This is a genomic window from Paenibacillus sp. FSL P2-0136 (assembly GCF_037975325.1).
Lineage (GTDB): Bacteria > Bacillota > Bacilli > Paenibacillales > Paenibacillaceae > Paenibacillus_AQ > Paenibacillus_AQ silagei.
The window spans coordinates 6,322,395-6,341,263 of record NZ_CP150244.1 but is presented as its reverse complement, the minus strand read 5'-3'; the positions used below and the strand labels follow the sequence as shown (position 1 = coordinate 6,341,263).

Here is an 18,869-nt window from a genome sequence, read left to right as displayed (position 1 = left end):
CGCCACCAATAGCGAGTCTTGGAGCGGCAAGGGTAACCCTGCCGTTTAAGCGTAGACAGTTAGGATGCAGGCCTGAAAGTGATGGAGCCTCGAAATGCAGCAAACGGGAAGGTCGACGGGCTCACTTTCCCGGAAGACAACATGACTCCAGCCGAAAAAAAAAAAAAAGGCGAGGATGGAGGAGCTTCCCCGGGGTCGAAGAGCCAGGCATGTATACCCATGGTTACTCAGCAACTCGGGAGACCCTGACGCTCTTCTGCGAGAGAAGTACTATTTAGGAACCTTTGCAGGAGTATGGCAAACAAGCCGTAACACGTAAGAATGTCAAACGGCGTTCAGGGAGTCGGATTGCCGCATAAGACCTGTGAAACCCCTGTAATGGGGGCGGAGGAAAGGCAGGCGACACCCCATCAATCTTGGTAAGGACACATTGGCCACACACAGAGGTGGGAAAAAAATGGAAACGAAATTAACAAGAATAGCAGAAATGGCCAAAGCAGATCCGAAGTTACGGTTCAACTCCATCGGACATCTTATTGACACAGAAGCATTAAAGAGAAGTCACAAAGAGATGAAACCGGGAAAGGCAACCGGAGTCGATGGATCGACCAAAGAGACGTACGAAGCCAACGTGGAAGCGAATGTAACACACCTGGTGGACCGTTTAAAGCGAAGAAGCTACAGACCCCAGCCCGCAAGAAGAGTGTACATCCCAAAGGACGGGAAAAACATGCGGCCCCTAGGAATTCCTGCGTATGAAGACAAACTGGTGCAACATGCGCTGAAAAGAGTACTGGAAGCCATTTATGAACAAGACTTCATGGATTTCTCGTATGGATTTCGCCCGAACCGAAACATGCACAGTGCGCTGAAACATCTAAACCGGGTCATCGAGCAGGGGAAAACCAGCTATGTCGTCGATGCGGACATCTCCGGCTTCTTCAACCATGTAAATCACGAATGGCTGATGAAATTCCTCGAACTGCGAGTCGGAGATCCAAACATCCACCGGCTGGTGAGACGGATGCTGAAAGCAGTATTCAGGAGGAGGGACACTTTGAACCGACGGAGGAAGGAACTCCCCAAGGTTCGGTGGTGTCGCCCCTGCTAGCCAATGTCTACCTGCACTATGTCCTTGACCTATGGTTTACCGTGACGGTGAGGAAGCAGTGCGGGGGGCAAGCCGAAATGGTGCGCTTCGCCGATGATTTTGTATGCTGCTTCCAGTACAAAGAAGATGCAGAACGCTTCTATACCGCACTTGTGCTCCGGCTGGAGAAATTCGGGTTAAGCATTGCGGAAGAGAAGACGAAAATCATCGCGTTCGGTCGTTTTGCGGAAGCAGAATCACGGAGGAAGGGCGAAGGGAAACCGAAAACATTCGATTTCCTAGGCTTCACGCACTACTGCGCCAAGAGCCGAAAAGGAACCTTCCGGGTAAAGCGTAAAACGAGTGGGAAGAAATTCAGACAGAAGGTCAGAGCCATGAAGAGCTGGGTCAGGTGGAATCGCCACATGAAGCAGGAGGAGTTTCTAGGCGTCATCCGGTCCAAACTGTCGGGACACTACCGATACTATGGAATCACGGATAACTCGGAGAAAATAAAAACCTATTACATGCAAACGCTCGACTTGATCTATACATGGCTAAACCGCAGAAGTCAGCGCAGGAGTTTCACCTGGGAGAGGTTCTACGAAGTGCTAAACGAATTCAGGCTACCTAAGCCGCGGATCTACGTCAATATCTACGATTAAGGCCAATGGTGAACGATGGGGTGAAGAGCCGTATGCGTAAATTGCGCACGTACGGATCTGTGAGGGGTAGGGGCACAATCCACGAAGGAAAGGCCCCGCCTACTCGACCAACAATACTGCCCCATAGAAGCGGCTGATGCTGAAATCCTGCAACAAATGCAACAAATTCAGCGCTAACTTGCTATAAACACCGAAATTTGTGCAAATAATGCAACATTGTACCGCAGCCAGTGCCATTAATAGAGGAATCCTGCAAGATGTGCAACAATGCTATCCATACAATCGGTCGGTGAGAGAAAACGCTCAGAATTGGCAAGAGATAGCGGCGAACGTAAATGAAGAGCAGAAGTGCACTTGAATCTGTGTTTGTAACTTCCCCTCTTAAACAGCGGAGCGTGCTCACCGAGCATCGTACGTAAATCATGCGCATAACAAAAGAGGTGTCTCAATTGCCGTTTGCCGGCTTCTGAAGACACCTCTTTTCTGTTAAAGGATTAGCCCCCTATTGCTTCACAATATCCTGCACCGCTTTATCCAGCTTCTCAAGCAGCTGATCATGGTTCAGCTGGCCGCCGAGGTATTCCTGCATGGCAGCGCCGAAGCCCTGGGTCACGCCGTCAGGGAACATATCCCAGTTCCAGCCCAGCGCGTTGCCGGATTTCTCCTGCACGGCAACGGCGACCTGGCCGATATCAGCAGCGTCTGCGGTGATATTTGCTTCCGCCGGGATGAACTTGAACTCCTTGGTCAGATACTTCTGGCCGGTTTCCGAGCTGACCATCCAGTTCAGGAAGGCCTTGGCTTCCTCCGGATGTGCGGATTTGCTGTTCACGATATAGTTGTTAGGCACGCCTACCAGGATGGTGCCTTCTTCGTTATTGATCGGGAGCGGGAGGAGGCCCAGGTTCAGAGCCGGATCGATTTTGTCGATATCGCCTTGCGTCCAGTTCCCCTGCAGCATCATGGCGGCCTTGCCGGAGGCGAATTCAGCCACCTGGGTCGCGTAATCGGTAGTCATCTTGTTGTCTTGGGCATTATCGAAGATCACATCTACGAGATCCAGCCACTGCTTGAAGACGGCATTGCCCTTAATGGTCTGTTTGCCCGCCTTCACATCGTCAATGAACTGCTTCGGATCAGGCTGGTGCGCCATGCCCACGTTAACGAGGTGAATCCCCATCGACCACCACTCATTGGTGGCTTCAAACGGCGTGATGCCGGCGGTCTTCAGCTTGGCTACGGCATCCTTGAGCTGCGGGAGTGTCTTGGGCTCTTCCGTTATGCCGGCTTTGGCGAACAGATCCTTGTTGTAGATCAGCCCGTAGCCTTCTACATTCATAGGCATACCATAGAGCTTGCCGTCTACGGTTGCCGGTGTCTTGGCGGTCGGAATCAACTGGGCGGTCCAAGGCTCATTGCTCAGGTCAGTGGCACGGTCCATATAAGGAACAAGAGCAGTATACCCGCCGTTATTGAAAATCTCAGGCTCAGAGCCGGAAGCGATCTCCGCCTTCAGCAGTGCGCCGTAATCCTCACCGCCGCCGTGCGTTTCGACCTCCACCTTCACCCCCGTCTCCTTCTCATATTCTTCGGCGAGTGCATTCAGCTGCTCGGCAATCTCCACCTTGAACTGGAACATCTTGATCGTGACATCCTTGGCAGGCGTTTTGCCGGCTTCCGGTGCTGCGGATTCGGTTGACGCGTTAGGAGCATTCGTAGCGCTTCCATTGCCCGCGGAATTCGTATTGCCGCTGTTCCCGCAACCTGCGATAATGAGGGTGCAAACGGTTGCCATGATGAACGCGAACTTTCTTTTCATAGAATAACCTCCCTGGTCTGTGGTTCTTGCTCTTAGAGCGTAAAGGAATGGATAGATGACTTACACTTCATATGTTGCTCGAAAAAGTGGATATTATTGCTGCAAAGGAAAGCTGGCCGAGTGATCATCCCTTAATGGAGCCTGCAGTCACGCCTTCCACAATATAACGCTGGAGCGACAGGAAGAACAAGAGAATAGGCGTGATCGCCATGACGAGACCCGCAAGGGCCAGATCCCACTTCTTGGTGTACTGTCCGAAGAACTTGGTCACAGCTACGGGCAGGGTCGTCAGATCCTTATTCCCGCCGATCACCAGGACAGGCAGCAGATAGTCATTCCAGATCCATAGCGTATTCAGGATAATGACGGTTACAATAATCGGCAGCAGCAGCGGGAAGACGATCCGGAAGAACACGCCGTACGGATTCGAGCCGTCCACCCGCGCGGCTTCCTCCAGCTCCAGAGGCACCGTCTTGATGAACCCGTGGAACAGGAAGACCGACAGCGGCATCCCGAAGCCGAGATAACAGGCCACAATGCCGTACAGCTCGCCGCGCAGCTCCAGCAGGCTGGTCACCCGGACCAATTGCAGCATGAGCGACTGGAACGGAATGATCATCGCCGAGACCAGCAGCAGGAACACGAAGGAATTGAAGCGCGTCGGCTTGCGCACAATCTGGTAAGCGGCCATCGAGCTGAACAGTACGATGAAGATTACACTTAGAATCGTAATGGTCAGAGAGTTGAAGAAGGCCTGCGGGAAGTTAATGGCATCCCAGACCTTGGAATAGTTACTCCAGTGGAACACCTGCGGCCAGGAAGCGGCATCGATCAGGATGTCCTTCAGCCCCTTAACCGAGTTGCTCAGGACCAGATAGAACGGCGACAGGAAGACAATAGCCAGCAGAATGGCGGCAATTTCGAGGATGAAGTTGCCCGGGCGGTAGCGGCTGCTGTTCATTAGGCGGACACCTCTTTTCGTTTGGTAAGCCAGACCTGGGTGACGGTAATCAGGGAGACGGCGGCGAAGAAGAGCAGCGCTTTGGCTGTACCGAGGCCATACCGGTTGTTGATCAGTGCCTCCGCATAAATGTTATAGGCCAGCGACTGGGTCGAGGTGCCGGGTCCGCCTTTGGTCAGCGACAGGTTGAGGTCGAACATTTTGAAGGCATTGGAGGTCGTCAGGAACAGGCAGATGGTGATCGCCGGCATAATCAGCGGGATGTAGACGCTCTTGAACAGCTGCGGAGCACGGGCACCGTCTATGCGGGCAGCTTCAATGAGATCCTTCGGAATCCCGGCCAGCCCGGCAATATAGATGACCATCATATAGCCGGCTGTCTGCCAGACGAACACAATGACCAGCCCCCAGAACCCGGTGCTTGGCGTCCCCAGCCAGGGCAGCTGGAAGAACGAAATCCCGGTCAGCTCGCCGATCGTAGCGAAGCCCTTGGTGAAGATGAATTGCCAGATGTAACCGAGCAGAATGCCGCCGATCACATTGGGCATGAAAAAGACGGTGCGGAGCAGCTTCTTCGTCTTCAGCGTCGTCATTAGAATGAAGGCCAGCAGCAGTGCAAGCACGTTGGCAGCCACAACCGAGATCACGGTGAAGCGCAGGGTGAAGACCAGGGACTCCCAGAACTTATCGTCATTCATGAAAATCCGTTTCCAGTTGGCCGCGCCGGTCCAGACCGCTTTGTCCAGATCCAGCCCGTTCCAGTCCGTGGAGGAGTAGTAGAAGCCGAGGAAGAACGGGGTGACCACAATGGTCAGGAAAAAGAGCAGACAGGGGCCGAGAAATACGATTTGCTGTCCCCAGCCGCGCTGCATACGCAGAGTTTTTCTCATATGGACTCTCCTTTGGGTAAGTTTTGGTAAGATATCTACGGGTTCACAGCTTGATTATAGAAAGCCCGGGCCACCGCTAACACTTCATTTCATGCCGGGAAAAGTGGATTATATTGCAGGCCATACGGCTCACACAACTTGTAGGAGGTTCCCCCATGTTCAAGAACAGCATCCGGACACGGCTGATGGCCTTAGTGCTGTTGGCGTCAGTGATCCCGTCAGGCATCTCTGTGACCTTCTCTTATCTCTATACGAGGCAGTCGGTTACGGACCAGTCCGTGAAGCAGAATACGAAGCTGCTGACGCTGGGGGAGGCGAATCTCCGGAGCTATTTCAGCGGCATGAACCAGCAGGCGATGTCGCTCTACAGCGGAATCAATGTTCCCAGCTCCTTCTATACCACCCTGCTTACCGCCAAAAGCGCTGCCCAGGCCCCGCCCGGCACGATTCTGCCGGATACCCGGGCTATCATCTCCACCCAGCTGTACAATCTGTTTCTCTCAGACCGCAATACGTATCAGATTCATCTGTATGTGAGGGCCGCCAGGCAGTCTAATCTGTTGCTTAAGGGATTTTTCCGCCGTGAGGATAATGCCAGCTATGCTGCGGAGGGGCAGGCCGGAGGGACTTACCGCCCGTATCTCGAAGTGACGCATATGGATCATCAATACGGAGTGAAGTCCGGCTTCCCCAATCTGAAGCCGGGGAGCGTGCCGGTCTTTACGGCCCATTTTCCCATCTACCGGACTCCTAGTGACAGCGTATTGGCAGATTTGTCGATCGATTATACGCTGGGGGAGCTGGAGGGGATCGTGGAGTCGATGTACAATTCGGACACAGAGCGCCTGTATGTGCTGAATGAGCAAGGCGAGGCGCTGTTCGCTTCCGATCCGGACTGGATCGGGAAGCCGGTCGCAGCGGGCTGGAGCCGTCTCCCCGCAGAGCAGGACAGCGGGCATTTCGCCTGGAAGAAGGACGGCTTCCAGGGAATCGTAATGTACAAGCAGATCAAGGCCCCTTTGTTCAGCGGAAGCATTATCAAGCTGGTGCCCTATGAGGATCTCTACACAGATGCAAGGGTGATTACCCGGTTCAATATGGGCATCGGACTGCTGTTCCTGCTGATAGGAGGCATCAGTGCCGTGCTGATCTCGATCGGCTTCACCCGTCCGATCAAGAAGCTGATTCACTTCACGCAGAAGGTGCAGACCGGCCAGCTGGATGCGCATATGGATGCCGAGCGGGAGGACGAGTTCGGGCTCCTCACCCGCAAGATCACCGGCATGACCCGCACGATCAATGAGCTGATCGTTAAGGAATACCGGCTGGAGCTGGCGAACAAGACGAATCAGCTGAAGGCGCTCCAGGCCCAGGTGAACCCGCATTTTCTCTACAATGCGCTGCAATCCATCGCCAGCCTGTCCTTGCGCTATAATGCGCCGAAGGTGTATGATCTCATCTATTCCCTGGGCAGTATGATGCGTTATTCGATGAATACCGAGCGGACCCAGGTGCCGCTGCGGGATGAGATTGAGCATGTGCAGAACTATATGATTCTGCAGACGGAGCGGTTCGGCGAAGAGAATCTGCAGCTTGCGGTCGAGGCGGGGCCGGAGACTCTGGAGCTGATCCTGCCGAAGATGATCCTGCAGCCGATTGTAGAGAATATCTTCAAGCATGCCTTCGCTGACGGGATAAGCGGGGGGCTGATCCAGATAGAGTGCAGGCTGGACGGGGCGGCCAGGCTGGTGCTTGCCGTGAAGGATAACGGCCGGGGCATGAGCCCGGAGCGGCTGGAGGAGATTACGGCCTGCCTCAGAGGCAGCAGCCAGCCGGACCAGGAGGAGATCGGCCTGTACAATGTGCTGGCCCGCCTGCGGCTGCAGTTCGGCAGCGCAGCGGAGATGCAGCTTAAGAATAATGAAGACGGCCAGGGGCTTACCGTTACGCTGATTATTCCGCTGGAGGAGATCGACGGTTAATTCCGGCGGCTTTTGCGAATAGAGACTATTTCTTGAAGGAGCGGCTGAGATGAAGGTGCTGATTGTAGATGATGAGAAGCATGTGCGGGAGGCCATCCGGTATTTTGTTCCGTGGGACAGCTATAACATCTCTGGGATCTATGAGGCAACCAACGGACAGGAGGCGACACGGATTATGCAGGAGCATCAGCCGGCTGTCGTCTTCACGGATATGCGGATGCCGCTGATGGACGGGGCGGAGCTGCTGGAATGGCTGCACCGTCATTATCCGCATACGAAGACGATTGTCATCAGCGGGTATCAGGATTTTAATTATGTGAAGCCTGCTATCGTATATGGCGGTACGGATTATCTGCTGAAGCCGCTGAACAGCAAGCAGCTGATTGCCTCTGCGGAGCATGCCTTCAAGCTGTGGATGGAGGAGGAGGCGGAACGGAAGCGGCGCCAGCGCCAGAACATGCAGCTGAACGCGCTGCGTCCGCTCTACTGGGACAAGATGCTGTCCGATCTGGTGAGCGGACAGGCCTCGTTCCATGAGCTGAAGCTGGCCCTCTGTGAAGAGCTGGGAATGCCGATTGGGGCGCAGGAGTGCAGAATCGCTGTAATCCCGCTGCAAGGCGCAGATTGTCATCTGCTGCGGAGATTCCATGGAGATGTAGCCTTGACGGCCTTCGTGCTGGCCAATGTCTGCAATGAAGTGATGGCAGAGGGCCAGAGCGGCTACGCCTTCCGCAACTGGCAGGGCGGAGGCGAGCTTGTAGTGCTGCTGTGGAGCGCTGTAGCGCAGGCGGAGGAGATACTTAACCGCATGAATGAAGCTATCGCCCAGGCGTTCGGTGTTCAGCTGGATATCGGGCTTAGTCCGCTGAACCCGTTGCCGGAGGGGCTGCGGCCAGCTTTGGAACAGGCAGGCCAGGCGCTTGCGGAGCGGAATCTATTGCAGCGGGACGGGCGTATTCATCTCTTCAGGAAGCGTGGGGAAGGGAGTAGACCTGTAAACGACTACGGCCTGGAGGAACGGCTGGACAAGCTTAGAGTCGCCGTCTTGTCCGGCGATCTGGAACGGATGGAGCGGGTGGCGGAGGAGTGGGCCGGACATCTGGCCGGGCTGCCGCTGCTCACGGAGAGCAGTCTGCTGCATCAGCAGACGGAGATGCTGGACGTTCTGAAGCGCTGGCGGCCGGAGGCAGAGATTAGCCTGGAGTGCTGTTATGACGCTGAAGGGCTGTTCTCGGTGGAGAACTGGCAGTGCCGGCTGAAAACGCTGCTTCACCACTTGTCCAAGGGCAGCCCGCAGACGCCGGATAGCCGGCTCGTCCAGGAGATCAGGGAGTACCTGGACCGGAACTATGCGCAGGAGATGACGCTGCAGCATATTGCGGAACGCTTTTTCATCAGCAGGGAGAATGTATCTCGCAAGTTCAAGCAGATCACTGGGGAGAATCTGTCGGATTATCTGACCGGCCTCCGGGTGGAGAAGGCGAAGACACTGCTCCAGAATACGAATCTGCGGCTGTCGCAGATCGCGGAGCTGGTAGGCTATGAGGATGAGAAGTATTTCAGCCGTGTCTTCAAAAAAAACGCCGGCATCACGCCAAGAGAATACCGCAAGCAGGAGGAAGAAGCCTGAGTATGTAAGGTTCACGGACTGCCTGTCAGCATTTCCCGGCCTGCAACCGATAATAGCTATATGGGCAATAAATACATAGCTGCGGTTATTGGGGAGGGCTGGATAGTATGGACAATGATCTGGGAAGAACGATTAAGAATGACCTGATTAATGCCTACGGAGTGACTGTAATTCCGGCGGGAAGCAGGCTAAATGCCGAGCATCTGGAGCTTATCCGCAAACAAAAAATCGACAGGTTCGACATTCTTTTTGCAGATGAGGCTGACCAGGCGCCCCCCTATCAGAAGATGGTCAACAGTACAGTGGACCTGTCCAAGGAATTATTCGAATCTTACCGAATCTCCCGCAAAATCCCGCTGGCGGATATCCGCAAGGAGGTGCTTCCGGTCATCCAGGAGATCTCGCGCAACCCGGATATCTTCGCCTTGTTCCATTCGGTGCAGGGCAAGGATGATTATACATATGAGCATAACATCGGCGTTGCAGTGCTCTCTACCCTGATCGGCAGATGGCTGGAGATGAGTGAAGCGGAGCTGTCCGTGCTCTCCATGGCTGCAACCCTGCATGACATCGGCAAGCTGAAGATACCCTCAGAGCTGCTGAATAAGCCCGGCAAGCTGACGGACGAGGAATACACCCAGGTGAAGAAGCACACGGTCTACGGCTACGAGATCCTCAAAGAAACCACCGGAGCCAATTCACGCATTGCCCTGGTGGCGCTTCAGCATCATGAGCGAAATGACGGGAAGGGGTATCCGCTGGGGCTGAAGGACGAACAGATCGATCCGTACAGCAAAATTGTGGCCGTGGCGGATATTTTTCATGCGATGTCCAGCAAGCGCCCATATCATGAACCGACGCCGTTCCATATGATTGTGGATCAGATGAGAAGAGGCAGCTTCGGCGCGCTGGACCCGCATATTGTAACCGTTTTTCTGGAAAATATCGTCAAGCGGTCTGTTGGGCGTGAAGTGGTCCTAACCGATGGCCGGGTCGGCGAGATTGTCTACTTGAACCCGCATGACATCGAGACTCCGCTGATCCGCATCGGGGATGAATATATTGACCTCAGCAAAAGAACGGAGCTTAACATCCGGGAGATCAGTCTCTGATTCCAATCTACTTGTTGAAATAATCGGCCACTCCCTCAGCGACCGCCTGAGCCGCCTTCCGCTGATAAGACGCCTTGCGTACAATTGCTTCGTCGTACGGGTTCGACAGGAAGCCCAGCTCTACCAGGGTGGCCGGCAGCGGGTTCTCCCGCAGAATATGATAGTCGCCAAAGGAGAGGCCGTTGCTGCGAAGGCCGATGCCCTCACCCAGCCGGGTCTCCACTGCCCGGGCCAGCCGCAGGTCGTTCTGCTGCGAATAGAAGAAGGTCAGCGTGCCGGAGACATTCTTCGGTGATGAATTATAATGAATGCTGACAAAAGCGTCTGCGCCGAGCGACCGCCCGAGCTGCACCCGCTGGGAGAGCGCAGGCTTCTGGTCCCCGCGGGTCCGGGTCATCTCCACTCTGGCTCCCTTGGCGGTCAGATAATCCCGCAGATACAGGGAGGTCTGGAGCGTCAGATCCTTCTCCATCGTGTTATAGGTTGTCCCGAGCATGCCCGGATCGGTGCCGCCGTGGCCAGGGTCCACTATGATCAGCTTGCCCCGGATACTGCCGGATTTCCGTACCACACTCGGAGTCTGGCTATTTGAGCTGATAGTGCTTGCGCTGCGGACGGTTCCGCCTGACAGATACCCGGAGGATACCCAGCCGACGGTTCCTCCGGCGGTGCGGACCCGCGACCATTCTCCCTGCCGGAGCAGGAGTGTCACTTTGTTGCCGGATTGCAGGGAGCCGACTACCTCATAGCCGGTTCCCGGCCCGCTGCGGATGCGCAGGGAAGACGCGGTCACGACAGCCGTTCCGCTGGAGGCCGATGTGGTCTTAACCGCCGTCTTGGCCGATGCCTTGGAGGCGGTGGAGCTGGAAGAAGTGCTGGCGGAAGAAGTGCTGGTGGACGAGCTTCCGCTGGTACGCTTCAGATAATAACCGGCTACCCAGCCGGAGACAGAGCCGGCCCGGACCTTGAGCCAGCCATGCTGCTCTTCAGTGACGGTAACGGTGGCTCCGGCAGCCAGAGAGCCTGTGACGGCAGCGTTTGCAGCAGGCTCACTGCGTACATTCAGGGAGCTGGCGAACACTTTGGCCGTGTAAGCAGTTGCAGCATAAGCGGTAGAAGACGGCAGGACAGGTGCGAGTATGGATGAAGTCAGCAGACAGGCTGACAGGACTGCAGTATGTAATTTTTGTCGCATACAAATAAATCCTCATTTCCCGGAGAGATAACAATCTATTACCCGTTTCATCGGCAGAAGAATACCGAAAATTTAAAATTGAAGATAAATACCTACTCCAACTACCGCTAACAACGATGATTATTACAGTACTCTCATCTTCCTATGCGGCTGTTGAATATCGCCTGAAGCCCTATTCGTTGGCAGGAAATGTCTGTATAATTATTACATATTGGGGAAACAGACAAAGGAGTGCCGCCGTGATCAGACCTAGATTATTCATTGGTTCTTCCAGAGAATCTATCCGCTATGCCAGGGCTATCCACGAACAGCTGAAGCGGACCGCTGAGGTCCATCCGTGGTATGCCGCTGCTTTCCGGCCGAATGAGTACACCATGGAAGCGCTGGAGCGGAATCTGGATATCAGCGATTTTGCCGTCTTTGTGTTCTCGCCGGATGATGTAGCCCGGATTAGGGGTAAATATTATTATGTGACCCGGGACAACACCCAGTTCGAAATGGGCCTGTTCTGGGCACGGCTGCGGCGCGGCCGGGTCTTCTGCCTGCTGCCGGATCAGGTACCCGCGCGCAGTGATCTGATTCCGGGTGAGAATGTGGAAGAGTATCATCTGCTGTCGGATCTGTTGGGACTAACCCCGCTGGAATATGAGTGGCAGCACGAGAATGTTACAGCAGCGGTGGATGTGAGCTGTGGCAAGATCATCGACAGTATTCAGGCGCAGGGGATGTACCACGACCCGGCTGTAGAGCTGTTGCAGCTTCGGGCAGAGCTTAGGCGAAAAGAAAGTATCCTTCACTTCTTTTGGCAATATAATAATAATGTAACGCCACCCCAGGCAGCCGAGAAATATCAGGCACTGAGCGAAGCCGTCCGCAATTCATTCCTGCCCCCGGAGGATTGCCGGGTCATCGGAGCCGCCATGTGGCGGGCCGAAGCGGAAGCGGGCCTGAAGCAGGTCGGCGGCAATGTGGGGCGCGGGCAGATGTATCCGTTCGCCGCCTTCGAGGACGGAAGCGTGAAGCCGGGGGTGCTGGATGCTTTTCTGGCAAAAGAATGGACTTTTTTACAGCGTACGGAAGTTGCGGAGGTATATATCCTATGCTATCCTTTAGGGGAGAACCATGTGCTGTCCGTGCACTTCTCGGGAAATCAGAGATTATCGGGAGAGGATATTACAGCAGTCGTGGCCTATAACCGGGATTTGTTCCGCACCGTCAATCATTTAGTGGGAGGGGACTAACAGGATGAAGAATATGAAGAATGCCGTTAGTGTATCCAGTACTGTCCGCCGGTCTGCAAGCGGTGACGGCAACAGCGCGGGAGGCAAAGGCCGCTCCAGACGCAAATCCGGCCCCAAGCTTACGCCCTCAGCGTCAAGCGTGTATTTGGCACCATCCGTGGAGGGTGGAGACGACGAGTACAAGAAGCTGGTCAGCGGTAAAGTGGATAATAACAAGCCATCGTTTGCCTGAATATTGGCTAATTCATACTATTGAACAGGTCCCCAGCAATCGCTGGGGGCTTTTTTTGCTGTTTGAGGAACGGCGGCCAACGACTTAGGGAATGCGAAGTTATGCGCTCTCCTGATGGGCTTGCTCACTCACATCCGTGGCATCCTCCGTCAGCCGGGTCTTGAACTCAAACTAATATTAGGAATTAGGGTGATATGTGGACTCCGCTGGGAGCGGGCTGGATGGGGAAATGAAAGGGGCTGTCCCAAAAGTAGATACTCTACTGGTGGGGAAAAATTCCATGCCTTCTTAAAGGATTAATTTGTAAGAAAGGGAGCGATTCTCCATTATTGGAGGATCGCTCCCTTGCGTTTCTGGTCATTCGCTGCTTGCTTCAGCAGGTTGTGAGCAAGCGAAAGCCAACCGACCTCTAGCGTCACTTTTTCCATGCCGCGAAGCAGAAAGCGCCGGAAGCCCCGGTTATTTTTTAATTGTCCAAATACACTTTCCGGCTCCGTCATTCGACGTACGGCCAATAGATAGCCTTCCTCGCTTCGGAGGATTTCTTTCGCCTGTTTCTGGTATCTAAGTCGCTCCAAACTGACTGCGATTTCCCGGTTTCCGCTTCCCTTCGTGCAGTTTTCTTTTAGCGGACAACCTCCGCAGCTTTGACTTTGGTAATGACGCTTCTTAATTTCGTATCCACTCTCTGTGGTTTCCTTGCTCTCTCGTTGGAAATACAGCGGGTGTCCAACTAAACACGTCCAGCGATCCTCGGATCCGTCGTAGGTCCAGTTCTCGATTTTTCCGACGTCGGCTTTCCAGGCTTTGCTCTTTTCTTTGTGGTAGGTGCTGTATTTCACGACGGCCTGTATCCCGCTCTTTTCCAGATAGGCGTAGTTTTCTTCACTTCCATAGCCGGCATCTGCAATGACCGTCTTTGGAAGTTTTCCGAGGAATTGCTTTGCTTTTGCCAGATGTGGTTCTAAACAGCGGGTGTCACCCGGTCTTTGATGTAGACTGTAGGTTAAAATAAATTGGTTTTCGGTCCCGATCTGTAGATTGTAACCTGGCTTCAGTTGGCCATTTCGCATGTGATCTTCTTTCATCCGCATAAACGTTGCCTCGGGATCGGTCTTGCTGAAACTGTTCCGGTCCCCAAGCAGCTTTTGATATTGTTCGTACTTCTGCAGTCGAGGGAGCAAATCCTTACGCAACTTCCCAACCGTCTTTTTTAGGGGCTTGTCTTTCGGTTTTTCGGCAAGCTGAGCTTCAAGCTTTTGCACGGCTTGTTCGAGTTTCTCACTGTCCATTTGCGAACCCGTGCTGAGTTCAGCCAGATCTTTGCCCTGATTCTCTTGTTCTTCCTGCTCTTCCGCTGCTTCAATGTCAGCGAATAGGGCCTGTACCTTATCTTGCAGTTTCGCTTTGTGTTTGCTGACCGCTTTGCTCCAGACAAAGGTGTAGCGATTGGCATTCGCTTCGATCTTAGTTCCGTCCACAAAATAATGCTCCAGAGACACGTAATTTTCGTCAGCCAGAAACTGAAGCACGGCGGTAAATACCGTTTCGAGGACCTTTCTCATCCGCTGGGAACGGAAGCGATTCAGCGTGCGGAAGTCGGGTCGCTGCCGTCCGGCCAGCCACATGAAGGGAATGTTCTCCCGGACCGCTTTGGCGATTTGGCGAGACGAATAGATTCGCTGAGTGTAAGCGTAGATGATGACTTTGGTGAGCATTTTAGGATGGTAGCTGTCACGGCCGCCGCCGGGATAGGCCGCGTCAAAAATGGCGTTGTCCAGCCGATTGACGGCGGCATTCACGACGCGAACGAGGTGATTTTCCGGGATATCTTCTTCCAGATCCATTGGCAAGCAAAGCTGGTCCATGGTATATTGAATGTACAAAAGAAACCTCTCCTTTGAAATGGTTGTGTGGTAACTCCATTTTAACAAAAGAGAGGTTTCTTTTTGTGATTTTAGAAAGATTTGAAGAAACTTTTCCCGCTTAAACAGCGGAGAGGACGGAACGATTGTGAAAAAGCGGCAGCGGTCGCCTTGGTCTCCGGATTTTCACCGCTAAGGGGAATGAAAAAAATCTGGAGACCACAGCGACCCAAACAACGGTCCGTTCGCGAAGCGTCCACCCAAGTGCTCACGTTGATCCTACTCCAAAATAAAAAGCTGTCCCAAGCAGCCATTTCATGGCTTTTGGGACAGCCCCATTGGTGGCGCTGAAAGTGGGCTGGATGGGGAAATGAAAGGGATAAATCCCATTGGTGGCGCTGAAAGTGGGCTGGACGGGGGAATTAAAGGGATAAATCCCTTTGGTGACGCTGAAAAGTGGGCTGGACGGGGGAATTAACGGGATAAATCCCATTGATGGTGCTGGAAGTGGGCTGGACGGGGAAATTAAAGGGATAAATCCCATTGGTGACGCTGAAAAGTGGGCTGGATGGGTAAATGAAATGGCTAAATCCCATTGGTGGCGCTGGAAGTGGGCTGTACGGGGAAATGAAAGGGATAAATCCCATTGGTGGTGCTGAAGGTAGGCTGGATGAGGAGTGCAAGTTAGCTAAATGAACAATTCAGGAGCACAAGTGCCCCTGAATCGAGCAAAAGTTAGCTAAATGAGCGAATCAGGAGCACAAGTGCCCCTGAATCGAGCAAAAGTTAGCTAAATGAGCGAATCAGGAGCACAAGTGCCCCTGAATCGAGCAAAAGTTGGCTAAATGAGCGAATCAGGAGCACAAGTGCCCCTGAATCCAGCAGATATTAGTTAAATGAGCCAATCAGTTAGGCGGCACCCCATCCAGCGCAATAGCCCCTATTGCGCGGAGGAAATTCCGCGCTGCTTCTTCGCAACCTCGCGGCGCACCACCGGGGCGACCTCGGTGGCGAGCAGCTCGATGGCGGCGGCTACCTTGGCGTAAGGCAGGCCGCCGATGTCGAGCTGGGTCATGAAGCGGTTATGGCCGAACAGCTCATGCTGATAGAGAATCTTCTCGATAATCTGCTGCGGGCTGCCCACGGCCAGGGTGTTGTCCGGCGAGGTGAACCGGCCGAACTCGCTGCGGGAGATCCGGTACTCCTGACCGGGGCGCGGGCTGATCGCATTACGGTAGCTGTAGTAATAAGGGTAATACTCATCCAGTGCCTGCTGAGAGGTCTTGGCGATGTAGCCATGGCTGGTGATGGCGATCTTCAGGTCCTCCGGCTGGTGGCCGGCGGCTGCACCGGCGCGGCGGTAGGTGCCGGCCAGATTCTGGAAGGGCTCCGGGCTGCCGCTCAGGATAGCGATAGCCATGCCTATGCCAAGGGCCCCAGCCTTCTCGGCACTTTCGGCTGAACCGCCGATGCCGACCGAGAGCGGGAGTCTCTGCTGCAGCGGACGTGGAGCGATCTCGGCGTTATGCAGCGGGGAGCGGAATTTGCCCTTCCAGTTCATGACTTCATGCTGGTTCAGTGTGAGCAGCAGGTCGAGATTCTCGCTGAACAGCTGCTTGTAATCTTCCAGCTCGTAGCCGAACAGCGGGAAGGATTCCAGGAAAGCGCCGCGTCCGGCAATGATCTCGGCCCGACCGCCAGACAAGAGGTCCAGGGTGGCGAAGTCCTCGAAGACACGGACCGGATCAATGGTACTTAGCACGGTCGTAGCGCTGGTAAGCTTGATCCGCTGTGTAACCTGGGCGATAGCTGCCAGGACAACGGGCACCGATGAGATTACGAAATCCAGCCGGTGATGCTCGCCTACGCCGAATACATCCAGTCCGGCTTCATCGGCCAGCTTCGCGGCTGCAATGACTTCCTGCAGGCGTTGAGCGGGGCTGATCCGCTGCCCTGTATGGCAGTCGGTAACAATATCGCCCAATGTATAAATGCCGAATTCAAACTCCGGCAGGCTTGCTTCTTTTTCTTGAGCATCCGCTTGTGTATTTGCTTGCGCATTAGCTTGTGTATTCCCTTGATTGTTCATGGTACAGACCCCTTATCATCCAGAATGGTGAGCAGCAGTTACTTGTAAGCTTGTCCGTTAGTGCAAGGATATAGCCCAGTATATCACAATTACTTACTAATTGTAAGTATATGAGTGGAAGTTTGCGAATAGCTATTAACATTGTCTGGTTCATCGTTACTGTTTCATAGTTTCAGAAGAATGTCAGCAGTAAATCAAATTAATCCGCCCGGATATTGTGTATTTTTATTGACAGATTACCTGATGGATGATATTTTAAATTTACAAATTCCAATCAACTTACTTTGGATTATATTTTACCGACTGTTCATACAGAGGTGCCTGCGTGATTGTTGCGCGAGGTCCCTCTGTTTTTTTGTTGCTAAGGGAATTCAGCCAGAAGGAGGAGCAGATATGGGAGAGGCATTGTTGTCTATCACAGAACTGAATAAGCACTTTGATACCGCTGGAGGCAAGGTGCAGGCGCTGGAGGATGTCGAGCTGGAGGTGCAGGAGGGGGAGTTCATCACGGTGATTGGACCCAGCGGCTGCGGCAAAAGCACCCTGCTGCGCATCATTGCCGGTCTGGATACCGGCTATACCGGCAGTGTTACCCTGGAGGGGGCAGCGATCAGCGGGCCGGGAATCGATAAGGGGTTTATTTTTCAGGAGCACCGCTTGTTTCCCTGGCTTACGGTAGAGAAGAATATTGCCTCGGATCTGCCGCTGGGCAGGCCGGATATCCGGCAGCGGGTAGATGAGCTGATTGAGCTGGTGAAGCTCGGCGGCTTCGAGAAGTCCTATCCCCGTGAGCTGTCGGGCGGGATGGCCCAGCGGGTAGCGATTGCCCGGGCGCTGCTGCGCAGTCCCAAGGTTCTGCTGCTGGATGAGCCCTTTGGCGCGTTGGATGCTTTTACGCGGGCGCATATGCAGTCGGTGCTGCTCGACATTTGGCAGCGGAACCGGACGACGATGATTTTTGTGACCCATGATATAGATGAAGCCGTGTTCCTGGGGAACCGGGTGGTGATTCTGGAGCCTCGTCCCGGCCGAATCCGTAAGATCGTTCCCATAGACCTGCCGTATCCGCGCTCCAAAACAACAACCTCCTTTCAAGAGCTGCGGCTCAAGGTATTGAATTACTTCGAGAAGGTGGAGGAGCTTGAGCTGAAGGACGGGGCCGGAATATAAAGTAACTCCAGATGCTTATTATGGAAAAGTGAGGTTAAGTGCTAATTCATATCCGACTTAATCCATACGAATATATTAATTAATTCAGAAGGAGAGACAGCCATGGCAGAGCGGACTGTAACTGTAGGGAATGCCGGAAAAACCGGACAGCCTGATGGACCTGGAAAAGTGGTCATTGCCGGTCTGGGGCTGCTGCTTCCGGCAGGGATACTGATCCTGTGGCAGATTCTGGGCTATTACGGAGTGATCTCGGAGATGCTGTTCCCGACACCTTATACGATTGCCCAGTCATTCATTACGCTGGCGTCTACCGGGGATTTATGGAGCAACCTGAGAATTAGTGTCGTGCGGGCATTGTCAGGATTTCTGCTTGGCGGAGGGCTTGGTCTGTTCTTCGGCATCCTGGTCGGATTATTCCGCCGGTCGGAGAAGCTGCTGGACCCCTCGCTGCAAATGATCCGGATGATTCCGAGCCTTGCCGTAGTACCGCTGTTCATTCTCTGGTTCGGCATCGGCGAAGAATCCAAGGTGCTGCTGATTGCCAAAGGGGCGTTTTTCCCGGTCTATATCAATACCTTTATCGGTATACGCGGGACGGATAACAAGCTGTTTGAGGTAGCCAGAGTGCTTGGCTTCAGCAGAGGGAAGCAGATTGTGCGGCTGGTGCTGCCTGCGGCGGTGCCGAATATAATGCTCGGGGTGCGCTTGTCGCTGGGACTCTCCTGGCTGGGACTGGTGGTGGCGGAGCTTATTGCTTCTACCTCGGGGATCGGCTACATGATGTCAGATGCCCGCCAGTTTGCCGATACGCCGGTTGTATTTGTCGGAATTATTGTATTTGCCGCTGTCGGACTGCTGAGTGACACGATTGTCCGCCTGATTGAACAGCATCTGCTCCGGTGGCGGGACAGTTATCAGGGATAGGAGG

General features: G+C 54.0%; 13 protein-coding genes and 1 pseudogene. 8 read left to right on the top strand and 6 right to left on the bottom strand.

Annotation, left to right across the window (positions count from 1 at the left end):
- Positions 1 to 457 precede the first annotated feature (457 nt).
- Positions 458 to 1,755: pseudogene (ltrA, locus tag NYE26_RS26870) on the top strand (group II intron reverse transcriptase/maturase).
- A 502-nt stretch (positions 1,756 to 2,257) separates the two neighbouring features.
- On the opposite strand, the gene NYE26_RS26865 reads toward ltrA, so the two are convergent.
- The 3 genes from NYE26_RS26865 to NYE26_RS26855 form a co-directional block, all read right to left on the bottom strand.
- On the bottom strand, positions 2,258 to 3,574 hold the full coding sequence (locus tag NYE26_RS26865; protein ID WP_339251456.1) for an ABC transporter substrate-binding protein: 1,317 nt from the start codon (positions 3,572 to 3,574) through the stop codon (positions 2,258 to 2,260).
- 124 nt (positions 3,575 to 3,698) lie between these two features.
- Positions 3,699 to 4,535: a carbohydrate ABC transporter permease gene (locus NYE26_RS26860; protein ID WP_036730441.1), complete on the bottom strand. Its 837-nt coding sequence runs from the start codon at positions 4,533 to 4,535 to the stop codon at positions 3,699 to 3,701.
- Positions 4,535 to 5,425, bottom strand: coding sequence for a sugar ABC transporter permease (locus NYE26_RS26855; protein WP_209876702.1), 891 nt, complete (start codon positions 5,423 to 5,425; stop codon positions 4,535 to 4,537). Before NYE26_RS26855 ends, NYE26_RS26860 begins: the two co-directional genes overlap by 1 nt.
- Positions 5,426 to 5,580: 155 nt before the next feature.
- Between NYE26_RS26855 and NYE26_RS26850 the strand changes: the two genes are divergently transcribed.
- From NYE26_RS26850 to NYE26_RS26840, 3 genes are all read left to right on the top strand, one after another.
- A complete protein-coding gene (locus NYE26_RS26850; RefSeq protein ID WP_339251451.1) occupies positions 5,581 to 7,407 on the top strand; it encodes a sensor histidine kinase in 1,827 nt (608 codons plus the stop codon).
- A 49-nt stretch (positions 7,408 to 7,456) separates the two neighbouring features.
- Entirely contained in the window at positions 7,457 to 9,037 is a 1,581-nt protein-coding gene (locus tag NYE26_RS26845; protein ID WP_339251449.1) for a response regulator, read from the top strand.
- 107 nt (positions 9,038 to 9,144) lie between these two features.
- Positions 9,145 to 10,149 (top strand): HD-GYP domain-containing protein, encoded by a 1,005-nt coding sequence (locus tag NYE26_RS26840; protein WP_036730433.1) that lies wholly within the window; start codon positions 9,145 to 9,147, stop codon positions 10,147 to 10,149.
- A gap of 7 nt (positions 10,150 to 10,156) precedes the next feature.
- Here the strand turns inward: NYE26_RS26840 and NYE26_RS26835 are convergent, their stop codons facing one another.
- Positions 10,157 to 11,344, bottom strand: coding sequence for an N-acetylmuramoyl-L-alanine amidase (locus tag NYE26_RS26835; RefSeq protein ID WP_339251446.1), 1,188 nt, complete (start codon positions 11,342 to 11,344; stop codon positions 10,157 to 10,159).
- A gap of 239 nt (positions 11,345 to 11,583) precedes the next feature.
- Between NYE26_RS26835 and NYE26_RS26830 the strand changes: the two genes are divergently transcribed.
- The gene (locus tag NYE26_RS26830) at positions 11,584 to 12,585 is read left to right on the top strand and encodes a TIR domain-containing protein (protein ID WP_339251444.1); all 1,002 of its coding nucleotides are present in this window, start codon (positions 11,584 to 11,586) and stop codon (positions 12,583 to 12,585) included.
- A gap of 4 nt (positions 12,586 to 12,589) precedes the next feature.
- Positions 12,590 to 12,817, top strand: a complete 228-nt coding sequence (locus NYE26_RS26825) for a hypothetical protein (RefSeq protein ID WP_036730425.1) — start codon at positions 12,590 to 12,592, stop codon at positions 12,815 to 12,817.
- 326 nt (positions 12,818 to 13,143) lie between these two features.
- On the opposite strand, the gene NYE26_RS26820 is transcribed toward NYE26_RS26825, so the two are convergent.
- Both NYE26_RS26820 and NYE26_RS26815 read right to left on the bottom strand, forming a co-directional pair.
- Complete coding sequence (locus NYE26_RS26820; RefSeq protein ID WP_339249124.1) at positions 13,144 to 14,703, bottom strand: IS1182 family transposase; 1,560 nt, start codon at positions 14,701 to 14,703, stop codon at positions 13,144 to 13,146.
- Between the two features lie 919 nt (positions 14,704 to 15,622).
- A complete protein-coding gene (locus tag NYE26_RS26815; RefSeq protein WP_209876710.1) occupies positions 15,623 to 16,771 on the bottom strand; it encodes an LLM class flavin-dependent oxidoreductase in 1,149 nt (382 codons plus the stop codon).
- Positions 16,772 to 17,164: 393 nt separating this feature from the next.
- On the opposite strand from NYE26_RS26815, the gene NYE26_RS26810 reads away from it, so the two are divergent.
- Entirely contained in the window at positions 17,165 to 17,941 is a 777-nt protein-coding gene (locus tag NYE26_RS26810; RefSeq protein ID WP_076084669.1) for an ABC transporter ATP-binding protein, read from the top strand.
- A gap of 102 nt (positions 17,942 to 18,043) precedes the next feature.
- Positions 18,044 to 18,865, top strand: coding sequence for an ABC transporter permease (locus NYE26_RS26805; protein WP_339251441.1), 822 nt, complete (start codon positions 18,044 to 18,046; stop codon positions 18,863 to 18,865).
- The last annotated feature ends 4 nt before the right edge of the window (positions 18,866 to 18,869 follow it).